This is a genomic window from Acinetobacter sp. TSRC1-2, from assembly GCF_049895885.1.
Taxonomy (GTDB): Bacteria; Pseudomonadota; Gammaproteobacteria; order Pseudomonadales; family Moraxellaceae; genus Acinetobacter.
Window position 1 is genome coordinate 77,114 of the sequence record NZ_JAFCTF010000011.1, and the last position, 14,345, is coordinate 91,458.

General features: G+C 39.6%; 14 protein-coding genes. 3 read left to right on the top strand and 11 right to left on the bottom strand.

Annotated features, from left to right (window positions below):
* The first annotated feature begins 180 nt into the window (after window positions 1-180).
* Entirely contained in the window at window positions 181-2,385 is a 2,205-nt protein-coding gene (gene rlmKL / locus ACP69Y_RS12160; protein WP_425918626.1) for a bifunctional 23S rRNA (guanine(2069)-N(7))-methyltransferase RlmK/23S rRNA (guanine(2445)-N(2))-methyltransferase RlmL, read from the top strand.
* A gap of 41 nt (window positions 2,386-2,426) precedes the next feature.
* On the opposite strand, the gene ACP69Y_RS12165 is transcribed toward rlmKL, so the two are convergent.
* From ACP69Y_RS12165 to ACP69Y_RS12200, 8 genes are all read right to left on the bottom strand, one after another.
* Window positions 2,427-2,903, bottom strand: a complete 477-nt coding sequence (locus ACP69Y_RS12165) for a hypothetical protein (RefSeq protein ID WP_425918627.1) — start codon at window positions 2,901-2,903, stop codon at window positions 2,427-2,429.
* 156 nt (window positions 2,904-3,059) lie between these two features.
* Window positions 3,060-4,337 carry a DUF945 family protein gene (locus ACP69Y_RS12170; RefSeq protein WP_425918628.1) on the bottom strand — a complete coding sequence of 426 codons (1,278 nt, stop codon included), beginning with the start codon at window positions 4,335-4,337 and terminating at the stop codon, window positions 3,060-3,062.
* 125 nt (window positions 4,338-4,462) lie between these two features.
* Entirely contained in the window at window positions 4,463-4,723 is a 261-nt protein-coding gene (locus ACP69Y_RS12175; protein WP_425918629.1) for a hypothetical protein, read from the bottom strand.
* A 286-nt stretch (window positions 4,724-5,009) separates the two neighbouring features.
* Window positions 5,010-5,165: a hypothetical protein gene (locus ACP69Y_RS12180; protein ID WP_425918630.1), complete on the bottom strand. Its 156-nt coding sequence runs from the start codon at window positions 5,163-5,165 to the stop codon at window positions 5,010-5,012.
* Window positions 5,155-5,370: a hypothetical protein gene (locus tag ACP69Y_RS12185; RefSeq protein ID WP_425918631.1), complete on the bottom strand. Its 216-nt coding sequence runs from the start codon at window positions 5,368-5,370 to the stop codon at window positions 5,155-5,157. Before ACP69Y_RS12185 ends, ACP69Y_RS12180 begins: the two co-directional genes overlap by 11 nt.
* Window positions 5,371-5,466: 96 nt before the next feature.
* Window positions 5,467-5,619: a hypothetical protein gene (locus ACP69Y_RS12190; protein WP_425918632.1), complete on the bottom strand. Its 153-nt coding sequence runs from the start codon at window positions 5,617-5,619 to the stop codon at window positions 5,467-5,469.
* Between the two features lie 166 nt (window positions 5,620-5,785).
* A complete protein-coding gene (gene clpB / locus ACP69Y_RS12195; RefSeq protein ID WP_425918633.1) occupies window positions 5,786-8,368 on the bottom strand; it encodes an ATP-dependent chaperone ClpB in 2,583 nt (860 codons plus the stop codon).
* A gap of 486 nt (window positions 8,369-8,854) precedes the next feature.
* A complete protein-coding gene (locus ACP69Y_RS12200) occupies window positions 8,855-9,277 on the bottom strand; it encodes an OsmC family protein (RefSeq protein ID WP_425918634.1) in 423 nt (140 codons plus the stop codon).
* A 146-nt stretch (window positions 9,278-9,423) separates the two neighbouring features.
* Here ACP69Y_RS12200 and crp point away from each other — a divergent pair, with 146 nt between their 5' ends.
* Window positions 9,424-10,131 carry a cAMP-activated global transcriptional regulator CRP gene (gene crp, locus ACP69Y_RS12205; protein WP_425918635.1) on the top strand — a complete coding sequence of 236 codons (708 nt, stop codon included), beginning with the start codon at window positions 9,424-9,426 and terminating at the stop codon, window positions 10,129-10,131.
* Between the two features lie 190 nt (window positions 10,132-10,321).
* Entirely contained in the window at window positions 10,322-11,371 is a 1,050-nt protein-coding gene (locus tag ACP69Y_RS12210) for an NADP(H)-dependent aldo-keto reductase (RefSeq protein ID WP_425918636.1), read from the top strand.
* 205 nt (window positions 11,372-11,576) lie between these two features.
* Here the strand turns inward: ACP69Y_RS12210 and ACP69Y_RS12215 are convergent, their stop codons facing one another.
* From ACP69Y_RS12215 to ACP69Y_RS12225, 3 genes are all read right to left on the bottom strand, one after another.
* Window positions 11,577-12,353 carry a M48 family metallopeptidase gene (locus ACP69Y_RS12215; protein WP_425918637.1) on the bottom strand — a complete coding sequence of 259 codons (777 nt, stop codon included), beginning with the start codon at window positions 12,351-12,353 and terminating at the stop codon, window positions 11,577-11,579.
* Between the two features lie 114 nt (window positions 12,354-12,467).
* Window positions 12,468-12,776, bottom strand: a complete 309-nt coding sequence (locus ACP69Y_RS12220) for a hypothetical protein (protein WP_425918638.1) — start codon at window positions 12,774-12,776, stop codon at window positions 12,468-12,470.
* 192 nt (window positions 12,777-12,968) lie between these two features.
* A complete protein-coding gene (locus ACP69Y_RS12225) occupies window positions 12,969-14,288 on the bottom strand; it encodes an adenylosuccinate synthase (RefSeq protein ID WP_425918639.1) in 1,320 nt (439 codons plus the stop codon).
* Window positions 14,289-14,345 lie beyond the last annotated feature (57 nt).

Here is a 14,345-nt window from a genome sequence, read left to right on the forward strand (position 1 = left end):
ATCACATGACTGATAACCCATAAGCAGGGTTATCAGCAAAATGCGTACCAGTTATGCAAGCTCAATAGATAAAAATCATATATTTCCCTATCAAGCCCAAGCTTTGCCATAATTTAAAAACTTTTGAGGACTAAAATACGTTAAAATAATAGATTGCTTAGCTGCTTTTGGAAAATTTGCATGAATTCGAAACTACGTCTTTCTACATACTGGGTCACCTGTGCAGATGGGCTTGAAACCTTACTCCAAGAAGAATTGGAAGGTTTAGGAGTTCAAAATATTGAACGCTTTCCAGGACGTTTAGTTTTCCAAGGCACGCTAGAAAATGCATATCGTATTTGTTTGTGGTCACGTTTAGCCTCTCGTGTACTCACTCCTATTCATACCCATGAATTAGAGTTCACTCATGATGCACGTGACGTGGCTGAAGAATTGTACGAAGGTGCAATGAACTTTGACTGGTCACTTATTTTTGCAACACAAAGTACATTTGCCATTCGTTTACACGTCGAACGTGACATTAAAGTAAATAGTCAATTCGCGACTTTACGTGTGAAAGATGGTGTAGTTGATTCCTTTATGGAAGCTGTAGGCAAACGCCCAAGCATCGACATTAAACAACCTGAAATTACTTTATATGTACTGGCAGGTAAAACTCAGCATACGTATTGCCTGGATTTGTCAGGTGATTCTTTACATAAACGCGGCTATCGTCATTTCATGACCGATGCCCCAATTAAAGAAAACCTTGCAGCCGCAATTCTGCAAAAAGCCAAATTAATCGAACGCAATCCTGACATTATTTTAGATCCAATGTGTGGTTCAGGGACATTCATCATTGAATCATTAATGATGTTGACCGATCGTGCACCAGGTTTAGTCCGTCGTTTTGGTTTTAATGGCTGGAGTGGTCATGACCATGATTTATGGATGTCAATTAAAAATGAAGCAGCTGAACGCCATCAAGCAGGATTAGAAAAACCACTCCCTCAGTTCTATGCTTATGATGCTGACTGGGAGGCTGTAAAAGCCACCAAGCAAAATATTATTGCAGCTGGCTTTGAATCGATACTTGATCAAATTAAAATTGAAGAACGTACCCTTGCAGACTGGCCAGATTTCCAAGCTGAAGGAAAAACTTCATTTATTGTCACCAACCCACCATATGGTGAGCGTTTAGGTGAAAAAGCTTCTAACCGTGCTTTGTATTTAGGCTTATCAGCGCTTTTACAAAAGAACTTCCCGAATCAATATGCTGCAATAATTGCTGCACAAGTTGAACAGGCGGATGTACTGGCATTCAACGATCCGCAAATTTTGCGCTTGATGAATGGTAAGCTTCCTATTTACGTACGTTTCGGTACCATCAAACCTGTAGCTGTGAGCCAGCCCTTCCTGGCGACTTGGCAGCCGCAACAGTTTGAGCCAATTGAAGGCGCCGAGGACTTTACCAACCGTTTGCAAAAGAATATGCAAGCCTTGAAAAAATGGGCTGTTAAAGAAAATATCTATTGCTTACGTTTATACGATGCAGATTTACCTGACTTTAATGTCGCGGTGGATTTGTATGGTGATCGTCTGCATGTCCAAGAATATGCACCACCAAAAACCATTGATCCTGAAAAAGCAAAAAAACGCTTTAACCTGGCTTTGGCTTCTATTCGTGCGGTGACTGGTTTAGGTCGCGACGCGATCTTTATTAAGACGCGTGCCCGTCAGGAAGGTAAAACACAGTACGAAAAACAAAGTACTGCATCTAAGCGCTTTATTGTACAAGAAGGTAAAGCCAAACTTTTAATCAACTTGACTGATTATTTAGATACCGGTTTGTTCCTCGATCATCGTCAAATGCGTTTACGCATTGCTGCTGAAGCGAAAGGCAAACACTTCTTGAACTTGTACAGCTACACCTCTACTGCCAGTGTTCATGCAGCTTTAGGTGGTGCAGCAAGTACCACAAGTGTCGATTTATCCAATACCTATTTAAATTGGTCAAAAGAAAACTTCGTACTCAATGGGTTGACGGTTGATCATGCAGATGAACAGCACCAGTTCTTCTCTAGCGACTGTTTTGAATGGTTAAAAGAAGGTCATGAACAATATGACCTGATCTTCATTGATCCGCCAACATTCTCAAATTCGAAAAAATTCTACGGTACTTTTGACGTACAGCGTGACCACAATTCATTGCTTAAACGTGCCATGAACCGTTTAACCACTGAAGGCACTTTGTATTTCTCGAATAACTATCGTGGTTTCGAAATGGATGAAGAGGTTCAAGCCATGTTCGATGTGCAAGAAATTACCAGTGAAACCATTGGCTTAGATTTCAAACGCAATACTAAAATCCATAAAGCATGGAAAATCAAACATCACCCAATCTAATGATGCTTTGTATAAAGTAATACACATTGAGATGAAACGGTTTATCGTTTCATCTCAATGGTAATACCTTCATGATAATTCATTCGCAAATTATCTGATTGATTCATTGTGTCAAATAAGCGAATGGTTGAATGAGTACTGGCTTGCTTTTCATTCAACATTAATTGTTCAGCCGCTTTTTTCTTCTGCATCTGATAATCGGATAATGCCGTTTCGTCGATAGTCTGCCTTTGAATATCTTGATTGTTCTGGTCACTTAAAACTTTACTTTCTTTTTTCTGCTTATCAACCGGTTGCTTAACACTATTTTGCACACGTTGAATACTCTCAGCATCAAGATGCTTGGAATCACTCCTTTGCTCTGACAATTTATGGTCAGTTAGAGGAACTTCTGCATAACACCATGGACAAATGATCAGCAACCCACTCATGACAGCTAACTTTTTCCGAGAAGGGGGATAAAAACTTTTTTTATTTTTCATCTTCATACTGGCCTCTCCTTTTTTATTTTTCATCATGAACGCTAGCAATTTTTATATATAACAACAATGTGCTTTCGGTACTTCCCGATATTCTGTATACAACAAAAATATACTTATTCCTTGCACTGCGAACAAAGCAGCGCTTTGTTCTTGTTCAGGCTGCACGTCTGACAAACTTTTTTAGACCAGGTCTTAATTTAAAAATTTCTTTTCGCCATATTTATATTCAACGCCTATCTTTAAGACATCACCCTCTCGCTTGGCTTGCACCGCTTGCTGCATGCTATTCAGCATTTGTTCAAGTTCTTGATCAGACAATGTTTTACTGCCTTGTTGCAAGTAATTACTCATCAGGGTCTTCATGATTTGTTTATCATATTCAAGATTCGCCTGATACTCGACTAAACTAGGTGCCATTTTAACCAGGCTGGCAAATGAAGTTTGATGACCCGGCATCACCTTGCCACTCAAGCTTGCTTTAGCATACCCTTCACCCAAACTAATCTGATTATCTTGCGATTCAAAAGTAAAACCTTCATTTATAATAGATAAAAAGCTGTCTGCCAATTCTTTCGACAACTCATCTTTAACTACACATACCTCACTATTTTTTTCCAATACATTAAAGAAAGCCTGTATTTTTTGCTTGTTCAGCGCTTTCAGATTGAAATTCATTTGTAACTTTTGGAAAGTCGGTATTTTGTGCATGACCACTTCTTTAATATTCAGTTGGGTATCAAAATTCACCTTATGTTCATCAATATCCGTATTCATCAGCAAAGCAAAATCCTTAAACTCACCGCTGCCGAATTGCTGCACATTTCGATCGGTGCGTTTAATTGAAGCAATATTCAAACGGGTTTCCCCTTCATCAAGGGTAGAATTTAAGCCTTGATTGGTTTCAAACTCTACTTCTCGTATCTGCAGATGCCCCAATTTATCGCTAACAGTCATATTCGGTATTTGAAGTTTCGCATTGAGTATCTTTAATTGATCGCCTTTTGATTTTGCGTCCATCTTAAAAGTCATTGAATCAATTCGGGCCTGTATATCTGCATTATTTTGCTTAAACACGGGTGTCGTCAACGAGGAGTGCACCACACCCAGCCAATCAATCTTGGTTTCAGCAGTTAAAGGCTGTTTGAGCATTTTTTGAAATACCTCATTGCCTTGCTGTAAATTAATTTTGGATTCAATATGATAACCATTCCAACTGCGTTTAATGTTATCCGTTCCTGTGAGCATCAAAACATCTTTAGGTTTACACGGATCAAATGTGACTTGAGCTGCCCAGTCTGCAGAACCCTGCATTGCCCCCATATTGAAATTTTTATATTGAATCGAAACTAAATTGGTTTTTTGATTCTGCTGATAATATGAAGTTAAACTTTTATCTGCATACAAATTCCCCCCTACAGCAGCCGTTGCGAATACAATCAGACCACCCAAACCCCATATTAATTTTGACATCACCTGTCTCATTTTTTGCTTATTTTGTAAACCAGTATAAATTAAAAAATGAGAATTAATATGATTTTTTCAACCAACTATTCACACCCAATCACATTGTATGCCTGAGCAAGACTAAATACCCATTAAATACGTCCCACTTCAAAATAACTAATTTTATTACGATCAAAGGTAGTACAGGGATTGCCTTCAAAACTATGAAAATAATGTTTGGCTTGACTCACATAAGATGTGGTATTGCTCATCCAATAAATACGTGGATCATTATCTGCCAAGGTAATACAAAAGGCTTGTTTACGATGCAATTTAGTCTGTTGCTTAGCATGCAAAATCAGACTGGCAAATACATCTTGTTGCTCCGGATGACATACAGCACTATGAATCATCAAATATTCAAAAGCATCATTTTTTTCGGTAAAGACAAAACACCTCGAATGCTGGCATAGACATTATAAAAAGGCTTAATGACTTTTAAAGGCAATGAATAATCGATGAGACGCGTTTGTTTAAAAGCTTTTTGATTCTACAAGCCATACCAACCGACCACCTGATTATGCTGCTCATACATGAGATAAAAATCATTGATGTTCATGCCCGCCCAAAGGGATGATTGGATTCAGCCAAACTTGAAAAATCATAATTCGGTAAAAAATTATAATGCTGTTTCATGGCTCAGATAAATGCATCGGCTGCACTTACTTGACTCGCATTCATTTGCTGAAGACGATAGTGTTTAAATTGTGCCGGTTTTTTCGCTTGTGACACCGTAAAGGTACGAATATCGTCATAATGAAACGGTGCGGGAAAGCCTTTACGCTTATTGTGCAAAAATATTGCATGCGACAATATTATCTTCTAAAACTACACCTTCAAAAATAGTATCTAATGGAATTTCATCATAGACATCGTCCATCAGTAAACGCAGCACTTTATTACCGCGGTGCATAGGAGGATGCAGGCGCAAATCCGCAACATAACGCAATAAGCCTGATTGACCATTGATAACACAATCACGCCACCCCAGATTCATCATATCGACCACTGGTTCCGGATTTTCCTCCGGTACAACGAACTTTATATCGGGACGATTTTATTGGGCATGACTGGCTCTAAGATAACTTGGATAACGCTAAAAAGTCAAAGTCATACCATTGCTCGGCATGGTTTCCGCAATCAATTGCACCAGTTGCGCGTCATCTGCTTGAGTTGCGAACCGTACCAAAAAACTCGGTTCATTTTTCGAGCGATAAATTTGGTCATCATTGCCGTTTTGTACATACAATACGTGTAAGCTCCTTATATGGATCAATATATTGAAGAAATTACAATGAAGTTAAATCATCGTCCAAGAAAAAGACTCGGATTTAGAAGTCCGAGTCAGGTATTATTTCAAGCGCATGGCGTTGCACTTCAAAGTGCTAATCTAAGCATGAAATTTAATCAGGTCATTAATTTAATTTCATTTTTTCAAACTCAAGATGACCATGTTCAGCTTTAATCAAAATTGTATCGCCAGGTAGAAAATCTCCTCTCAAGATTTTTTGAGCCAATGAATTTTCAACTTGCTGTTGAATTGCACGTTTCAACGGTCGCGCACCATATACAGGGTCAAAACCAGCTTCAATCAATTGATCAAAGGCACTATCATCGACAGAAAGATACATGTCTTTTTCAGTTAAACGTGCACGCAAACGATCTAGCTGAATATCGGCAATACCACGAATTTGGGCTTTTTTCAGTGAATGGAACACCACCAACTCATCAATACGGTTAATAAATTCTGGACGGAAGTGTTGTGATACCGCTTCCATTACAACTGCACGGACTTCCTCATCGGTTGCACTACCACCTAGTTCACGCACATCCTGCGAACCCAAGTTAGAGGTCATAACTATAACGGTGTTTTTAAAATCAACCACGCGCCCTTGAGAGTCAGTTAAGCGTCCATCATCAAGTACTTGCAGCAAGATGTTAAACACATCGGGATGCGCTTTTTCCACCTCATCAAACAACACTACACTATAAGGTTTACGACGTACCGCTTCGGTTAATACACCCCCTTCTTCATAGCCAACATATCCTGGAGGCGCACCGACTAAACGGCTGACAGAATGTTTCTCCATAAATTCACTCATGTCGATACGTACCATGGCATCATCACTGTCGAACAAGAAGTTTGCCAAGGCTTTGGTCAATTCAGTTTTACCCACCCCTGTTGGTCCAAGGAACAAGAATGAACCACTTGGACGATTCGGATCAGATAAACCTGCACGTGAACGACGTACCGCATTGGACACTGCAACCACCGCTTCATCTTGTCCAACTACACGGTTATGTAAGAAATCTTCCATTTGAAGCAGTTTTTCGCGTTCGCCTTGCAACATTTTCGCCACTGGTATACCGGTTGCAGCACTGACCACTTCTGCAATTTCGTTCTCAGTCACTTTGGTACGAATGAGTTTTGGTTCTTCATTACTTTCTTCAGCAACTTCTTCAGTTTCCAGACGTTTTTGCAATTCAGGAATTACCCCATATTGCAGACGGCTGGCTTCAGCCAAATCTCCTTCACGTTGTGCTTTTTCAAAAGCCGTACGCGCTTTATCCAATTCGACTTGCGCTTGACTTGTACCTTCAACCAATCTTTTCTCGGCAATCCACTGTTCTTCTAAATCGCTATATTCACGCTGTACTTCTTCGATTTGTTTTTCCAGATGCGACACCTCAGCTTTACTGACGGAATCTGCATCCTGTTTCACTGCTTCCAATTGCATTTTCAATTGAATGAGGCGACGGTCCAAACGGTCGAGTGGCTCAGGTTTTGAGTCAATTTCCATTTTGATCCGTGAAGCCGCTTCATCAATCAAATCAATGGCTTTGTCAGGTAATTGACGGTCGGTAATATAACGATGCGACATTTTTGCAGCAGCAATAATGGCTGAATCCAGAATCTGTACACCATGGTGCGTTGCATATTTCTCTTTCAAACCACGAAGAATCGCAATGGTATCTTCAACACTCGGTTCATCGACCAAAACTTTCTGGAAACGACGTTCTAACGCAGCATCTTTCTCAATAAATTGGCGATATTCATCCAAAGTCGTTGCGCCGACACAATGCAGCTCACCACGTGCCAATGCAGGTTTCAGCATATTTCCTGCATCCATGGCACCCTCACCTTTACCGGCACCGACAAGGGTATGCAATTCATCAATAAAGAGAATGATTTCGCCTTCATATTTGGCCAGATCTTTCAGGAGCGCTTTTAAACGCTCTTCAAACTCGCCGCGATATTTTGCCCCGGCCAATAATGAGCCCAAATCTAAAGATAAAACGCGTTTACCTTTTAAGCCTTCGGGTACTTCTCCATTGACAATTCGTTGGGCTAAACCTTCTACAATCGCAGTTTTACCAACACCCGGTTCACCAATTAGTACCGGGTTATTTTTAGTACGTCGCGACAAAACTTGAATCGTGCGACGAATTTCTTCATCACGCCCAATCACTGGATCCAATTTGCCTGACATGGCACGTTCAGTTAAATCAATGGTGTATTTATTGAGTGAATCACGTTGATCTTCGTGGGTATTACTCATGACTTTTTCACCACCTCGAATATTTTCAATTGCTTTACGTAAATCTGTCGTTGTTACGCCTACACTATTCAGTAAAGTTTTGGTTGCACCTGTTTCAGCTAAGCTGAGCAATACCCAGTCGGTCGATAAAAATTCATCCCCGGCTTTTTGTGCATAGCTGTCCGCCAGATTTAAAGCACGTACCGCTTCAGGGTTAAGATTGATATCTCCGGTCGGATTGGCAATGGTTGCTGCATCATTCAATGCTTGTTGTAGCTTGGTCTGAAGATCTCGCAGATTTGCCCCAGCCTGTTGTAACAAGCTGATATTGGCAGGCTCCTGCAATAGCACTGATAAAATATGAATACCTTCGATAGAGGTATTATCTTTACCCATTGCTAAAGATTGAGCATCTGATAAAGCTTGCTGCAAGCGATTTGTAAATTTTTCAAAACGCATTCTTATTTTCCTCACAACAAATTCTGTACTTGGATAATAGATGGGAATGGTTTGATATTTTTCAATATAATTTCTTAAAAAATATTTTAATTTTCAAAGACTAAAGAAATAAAAATAAAACATAGACTTTAATTATAATATGGGTATGTATCTGTTTTTTTTCAAGCTGAATTTAATAACTTCTGTATCAAATTCTATTTAAAAATTAGTTTTAGCTAAAACTTCCCCATCTAGCTCAATGAATCAATTCGTTTACTCAATCACTTTAAAACGTCTTATCTTTCAATGTATATATTGAGTTTAAAAACCGATAAAAATTTTGATGCGTTTAAAAACAGAGATGAAATAAAAATAGACCAATCAGTAAAGTTGAGCATTTTCTAAAATGAGGAAATAGAATGAAACTGGATCAGTTTTATAGAATGACTTTAAGTTTTATTTTTGATAAAAAAAATGACAATTCACCGATGAATTGCCATTTTTTGATTAGGCAGCTTCAATAATTTCAAAATCGTGGGTAATTTCAACGCCGCCATCGGATAACATTTTACTTGCTGAACAGTATTTTTCAGCAGAAAGTTCAACAGCCTTAGCCACTTGTTTTTCTTTTATAGCTTTACCTGTTACCACAAAGTGTAAATGAATTTTGGTAAATACGGCAGGAATCGTATCGGCACGATCTGCCTTTAGCTGACATACCACCCCTGTCACATCTTGGCGTGATTTTTTTAAAATAGTCACAATATCAAAGGAAGCACAGCCACCAAGTCCCATTAATATCAGCTCCATGGGACGTGGACCACGGTTTTCACCACCGTATGCCTCAGCACCATCCATAACAATGTGGTGACCACTTTCTGATTTTGCTTCAAAAGCAACATTCTCTAGCCAATGTACGCTTGTTTGCATTGCAACTACCTGAAAAAAGCTATAAATTTACGAAGTACCTGTACACTAACATAAATTGAGTTGATAAGGAATTTCATCTCTTCTATGTGACAAGTTCATTTTAGGTCTGTGCGATCTATTACTTATCCATATTCGGAACCGTTAGCATGACTGCAAGCTTTTCACAACTTAGTACCGATGCACTTTCTCCTGGTCAATTACCAGAGTCAGTGAAAGCATTATTAAAACGTGCATATATTAATCGCTATCCAAAACGTACTGCAATTATTGACGCAGGCACTGAATCAAAATCACTGTATTTAATTTTAAAAGGTTCAGTATCCATTATCTTACGTGAAGATAATGAACGTGAAATTGTGGTTGCGTATTTGAATGCGGGAGACTTTTTTGGGGAAATGGGTCTCTTTGAAGCAAATCCACAACGTACTGCGGAAGTCCGTACACGTGACGTTTGTGAAATTGCCGAAATTACCTATGATAACTTTCACGAGTTAAGCAAACAGTATCCAGATCTGAGCTATGCTGTATTTGCCCAACTTGTTCGTCGCTTAAAAAATACCACTCGTAAAGTGACTGACCTGGCATTTATTGATGTGTCTGGTCGTATTGCACGCTGTTTAATCGACCTTTCTTCTCAACCAGAAGCCATGATTTTACCAAATGGCCGACAAATCCGTATTACGCGTCAAGAAATTGGCCGTATTGTCGGTTGTTCTCGTGAAATGGTTGGACGCGTTTTAAAAACCCTTGAAGAACAAGGCATGATCGAAACGGATGGTAAAGCCATTCTTATTTTTGATGTTTCAACTGAAGATGCAAATGTATCTGCAAATGAGCTTGATGACGAGGAATAATTTTTTATTCTTTAAGCCTCATCATAAAAGCAAATCTTAGGGTTTGCTTTTTTATGCATTAGTTTTTACTTATATCCTTTTGTAAATTTTCTGACAACTTTAAAACTATTCATGATTTAACGCTGATCAAAAAATCAGTTAGCCTTAAGTCATTTAAAATTTCATGATAAAAATTTAAGGACCAAGCTCTATGCAACTCAAACCTTTAGCCAATACAGGAATTCTGGTTCCTGAAATCTGTTTAGGTACAATGACTTTTGGTGAGCAAAATACGCAAGCAGAGGCCTTTCAACAACTTGAATATGCTTTAGACCAAGGCTTGTTTTTTTGGGACACTGCTGAAATGTATCTCGTTCCACCAAAGCCTGAAACGCAAGGGGCAACCGAAACCATCCTGGGGAATTGGATTGCAGAGCGCGGTAATCGAGATCAGCTTTTTATTGCTTCAAAAATCGCGGGTCCTTCACAAGGCGGTAGTCACATTCGTGATGGGCAAACTCGCTTTACCTCTACAGAGATCAGCTCTGCCATAGATGGCTCCTTAAAACGCTTGCAAAGCGATTATATCGACCTATATCAATTACATTGGCCACAACGTCCAACCAATTTCTTTGGCAAGCTCGGTTATGGGAATGTTGAAGCTCATCAGGACAAAGAAATCACCGCTTTAGAAGAAACCCTAAGTGCTTTAAGTGATGAAATTAAGAAAGGACGTATTCGTTATATTGGTCTTTCCAATGAAACCCCTTGGGGAACTTTGAAATTTTTGCATTTGGCTGAAAAATTAGGCTTAGAAAAATTTGTGAGCGTGCAAAATCCATATAGTCTATTAAACCGTACTTATGAAATTGGCATGTCAGAAATTACCCATTATGAAAATGTGGGACTCCTTGCCTATTCACCTTTAGCGTTTGGTTATTTGACTGGAAAATTCCGCAATGGCGCTCGCCCTGCAAATGCACGTATCACACTTTTCTCTCGTTTTAGCCGCTATAGCAATCCAGAGAGCGAATGGGCAACAGAACAATATGCGCAGCTTGCTGAACGACATGGCTTAACCCTGACCCAACTATCATTGGCATTTATCAAACAGCAGTTCTTTGTGACCAGTACCATTATTGGAGCAACCAACCTGGATCAACTCAAAAAAAATATCCAAGCATTTGAAATCGATTTATCCGCAGAAGTTTTACAAGGTATTGAAGATATTCACCGTCAACAGCCGAATCCTGCGCCCTAATTTCATTTTAGGCACTGCTTTAAAATGAAATTAGGAAATTGAATTAAAACAATTTCCTAAAGTTAAAAAATAGAAAAGCTCTACTTTATATTGCATGAAATTTTCTAAATATTTAGCCCCACCCCATCCCCCTCCATCGAGAGAGGAAGTAAAAGCAAAAAAAAGGATGCATATCGCATCCTTTTTTTAATGAGCCAAGAACCGATTAACGTTTGTTATAAATCGCTTGTGCGGCTGGCAAGTTTTTACGCATTGCTTCAATACGCTGACTATTTGAAGGGTGAGTAGACAAGAATGAAGTACCGCCCGCACCGTCCAATTTATTCATTTTTTCCCAAAGCGTAATAGCGGCTTGTGGGTTATAACCGGCACGCGCCATCAGCATTAAACCACCTTGGTCGGCACGGCTTTCCAGACTACGTGAATAAGGCAATCCTACGCCCACTTGTGCACCCAACTGAGCAGCGGCACTGCCCAACTGACCTACATTACTTCCCGCAGCGCTTAGGCCAATGCTTAAAGCCAAGTCAGTTAATGCTTGTTGACCAATTTTATTTTTAGAGTGTTCCTCTAAAGCATGCACCATTTCGTGGCCCATGACTGCCGCAATTTCTGCATCAGTCAGGTTTAATTTATTCACGATACCGGTATAGAACACCACTTTACCACCCGGTGCTACATAAGCATTCACCTGATCCGACTTTAGCACCGCCAGTTTCCAGTCAAACTTTTGACCTGTTTGATTGATCTGATCGCCATAAGGTTTTAAACGTAAAAATACAGAATTAATGCGTTTATAAGTCGCTGAAGATGTATCTAAGGTTTTATTGGCACTCGCTTCCTGAACTGTTTTATTAAAGCCTTGTGCTGCAGCTACATTTAATGTCGATGAATCCGCCCCTGCCATTTCCGCTACAGTGGTGCAACCTGAAATAGTAATCACACTAGCTGCACACAAACTTAAAACGAGTTTGCTATTCATTATAATAATCTCCACCTTGAAAACAGATATCAGTTTTAAGCAGATTATAGGGTAATAATGGATAAGCTTTAAATTATTATTCCATCCATATTCATATCATTTATGTAACTGTACTTATTTAAGAAACTGAAAACTAAGCCAATAAACAAGACATAAAACATTCAAGACCAAATACACTTGGCATAATGGTCTAATTTTCTGTTCAAGCTGCTCATTTTTTCTTTTAAAAAATAAAATAGCATTTTGTATGAGAATTAATGGAACTAAAATACAGGCAAGAATTACACTTAAACCAATAAATGCATTATAGATAATATTGGGATCTTGCGTTTGTGCTTGAATAATCAGCATCGCAATAGTTGGTGCTCCGCCCATAGCAAATAGTAAGGAATAAAATATTGTTCCTGAAATATTCTTATGCATCCAGCACAACCTTTCATTTATCTTATGCCGGGTATTCTAACAAGTGCCAGTTATTTAAACAGTATTCTCTGATGCAACTTTAGTCTTGGCAAAATTTTCCCTCATACATTCACTTATCGCCCTTTAAAAGTAACAACATGAAAAAGCCCCGCAAATTGCGAGGCTTTTTTATCATCGTCGTATCAGCTTAAATTAAGCATCAAACGGATGACGCAGTACAATTGTTTCTGCACGGTCAGGACCTGTTGAAATGATGTCGATTGGACATTCAATCAACTGTTCAATACGTTTTACATAAGCAATCGCATTTGCAGGTAATTGAGCAACATCAGTTGCACCCACTGTAGACTCAGACCAACCTGGCATAGATTCATAAATTGGTTTTAAGGCTTCAAATGCAAGTGCATCAGAAGAACCAACACAACCTGAATCTGCCGCTTCGTAACCCACACAGATTTTTACTTCTTCTAAACCATCAAGAACGTCAAGTTTAGTTAAGCAAATACCTGAAAGTGAGTTTACATCTACAGAACGACGTAAAATTTCAGCATCGAACCAACCACAACGGCGTTGACGACCAGTTGACGCACCAAACTCATGACCAATCGTACCTAAATGTTTACCGATTTGGTCGCCTGTGTCATTTGCAGCATCGTAAACCAATTCCGTTGGGAATGGACCCGCACCTACACGCGTCGTGTAAGCTTTGGTAATGCCTAGTACATAATCAAGGTGCAATGGGCCGAGACCTGAACCTGAGCTTACGCCACCAGCAGTTGTGTTTGAAGATGTTACATACGGGTATGTACCGTGGTCTACGTCAAGGAGTGAACCTTGCGCGCCTTCGAACATAATGTTGTCACCGTTTTTACGGTAATTGTGCAATTCCGTAGTTACGTCCACAACCAGTGGAGTAACGACTTCACGCCATTGGTCACAGAGTGCAAGCACATCTTCTAATTTAACCGCTTCAACACCGTAGTATTGAGTTAATTGGAAGTTATGATAATCCAGAAGCTCAGTAAGCTGGGCTTTAAGATGCTCACCACCACGAACAAGGTCAGCAACGCGGATTGCACGGCGTGCAACTTTGTCTTCATATGCTGGACCAATACCACGACCCGTAGTGCCGATTTTCGCATTACCACGTTTCTTCTCACGCGCTTGGTCAAGTGCAATGTGGTTCGGCAAAATTAACGGACAGTTTGGAGAGATGCGTAGACGTTCTTTAACCGGAACACCTTCTTTTTCAAGAATATCCATCTCTTTGATGAGCGCTTCAGGAGAAAGAACCACTCCGTTACCAATTAAGCACAATACGTTTTCACGTAAAATACCAGATGGAATGAGGTGTAATACAGTTTTCTTACCACCAACCACAAGTGTATGACCTGCGTTGTGTCCGCCTTGGTAACGAACTACCGCAGCCGCTTGATCTGTGAGCAGGTCAACGATTTTACCTTTACCTTCGTCGCCCCATTGGGTACCAAGTACCACAACATTCTTGCCCATAATAGCCTCATTGCATCATGCTGTTAAAATTGAAAACTTGAATTAGTTAATGAAACC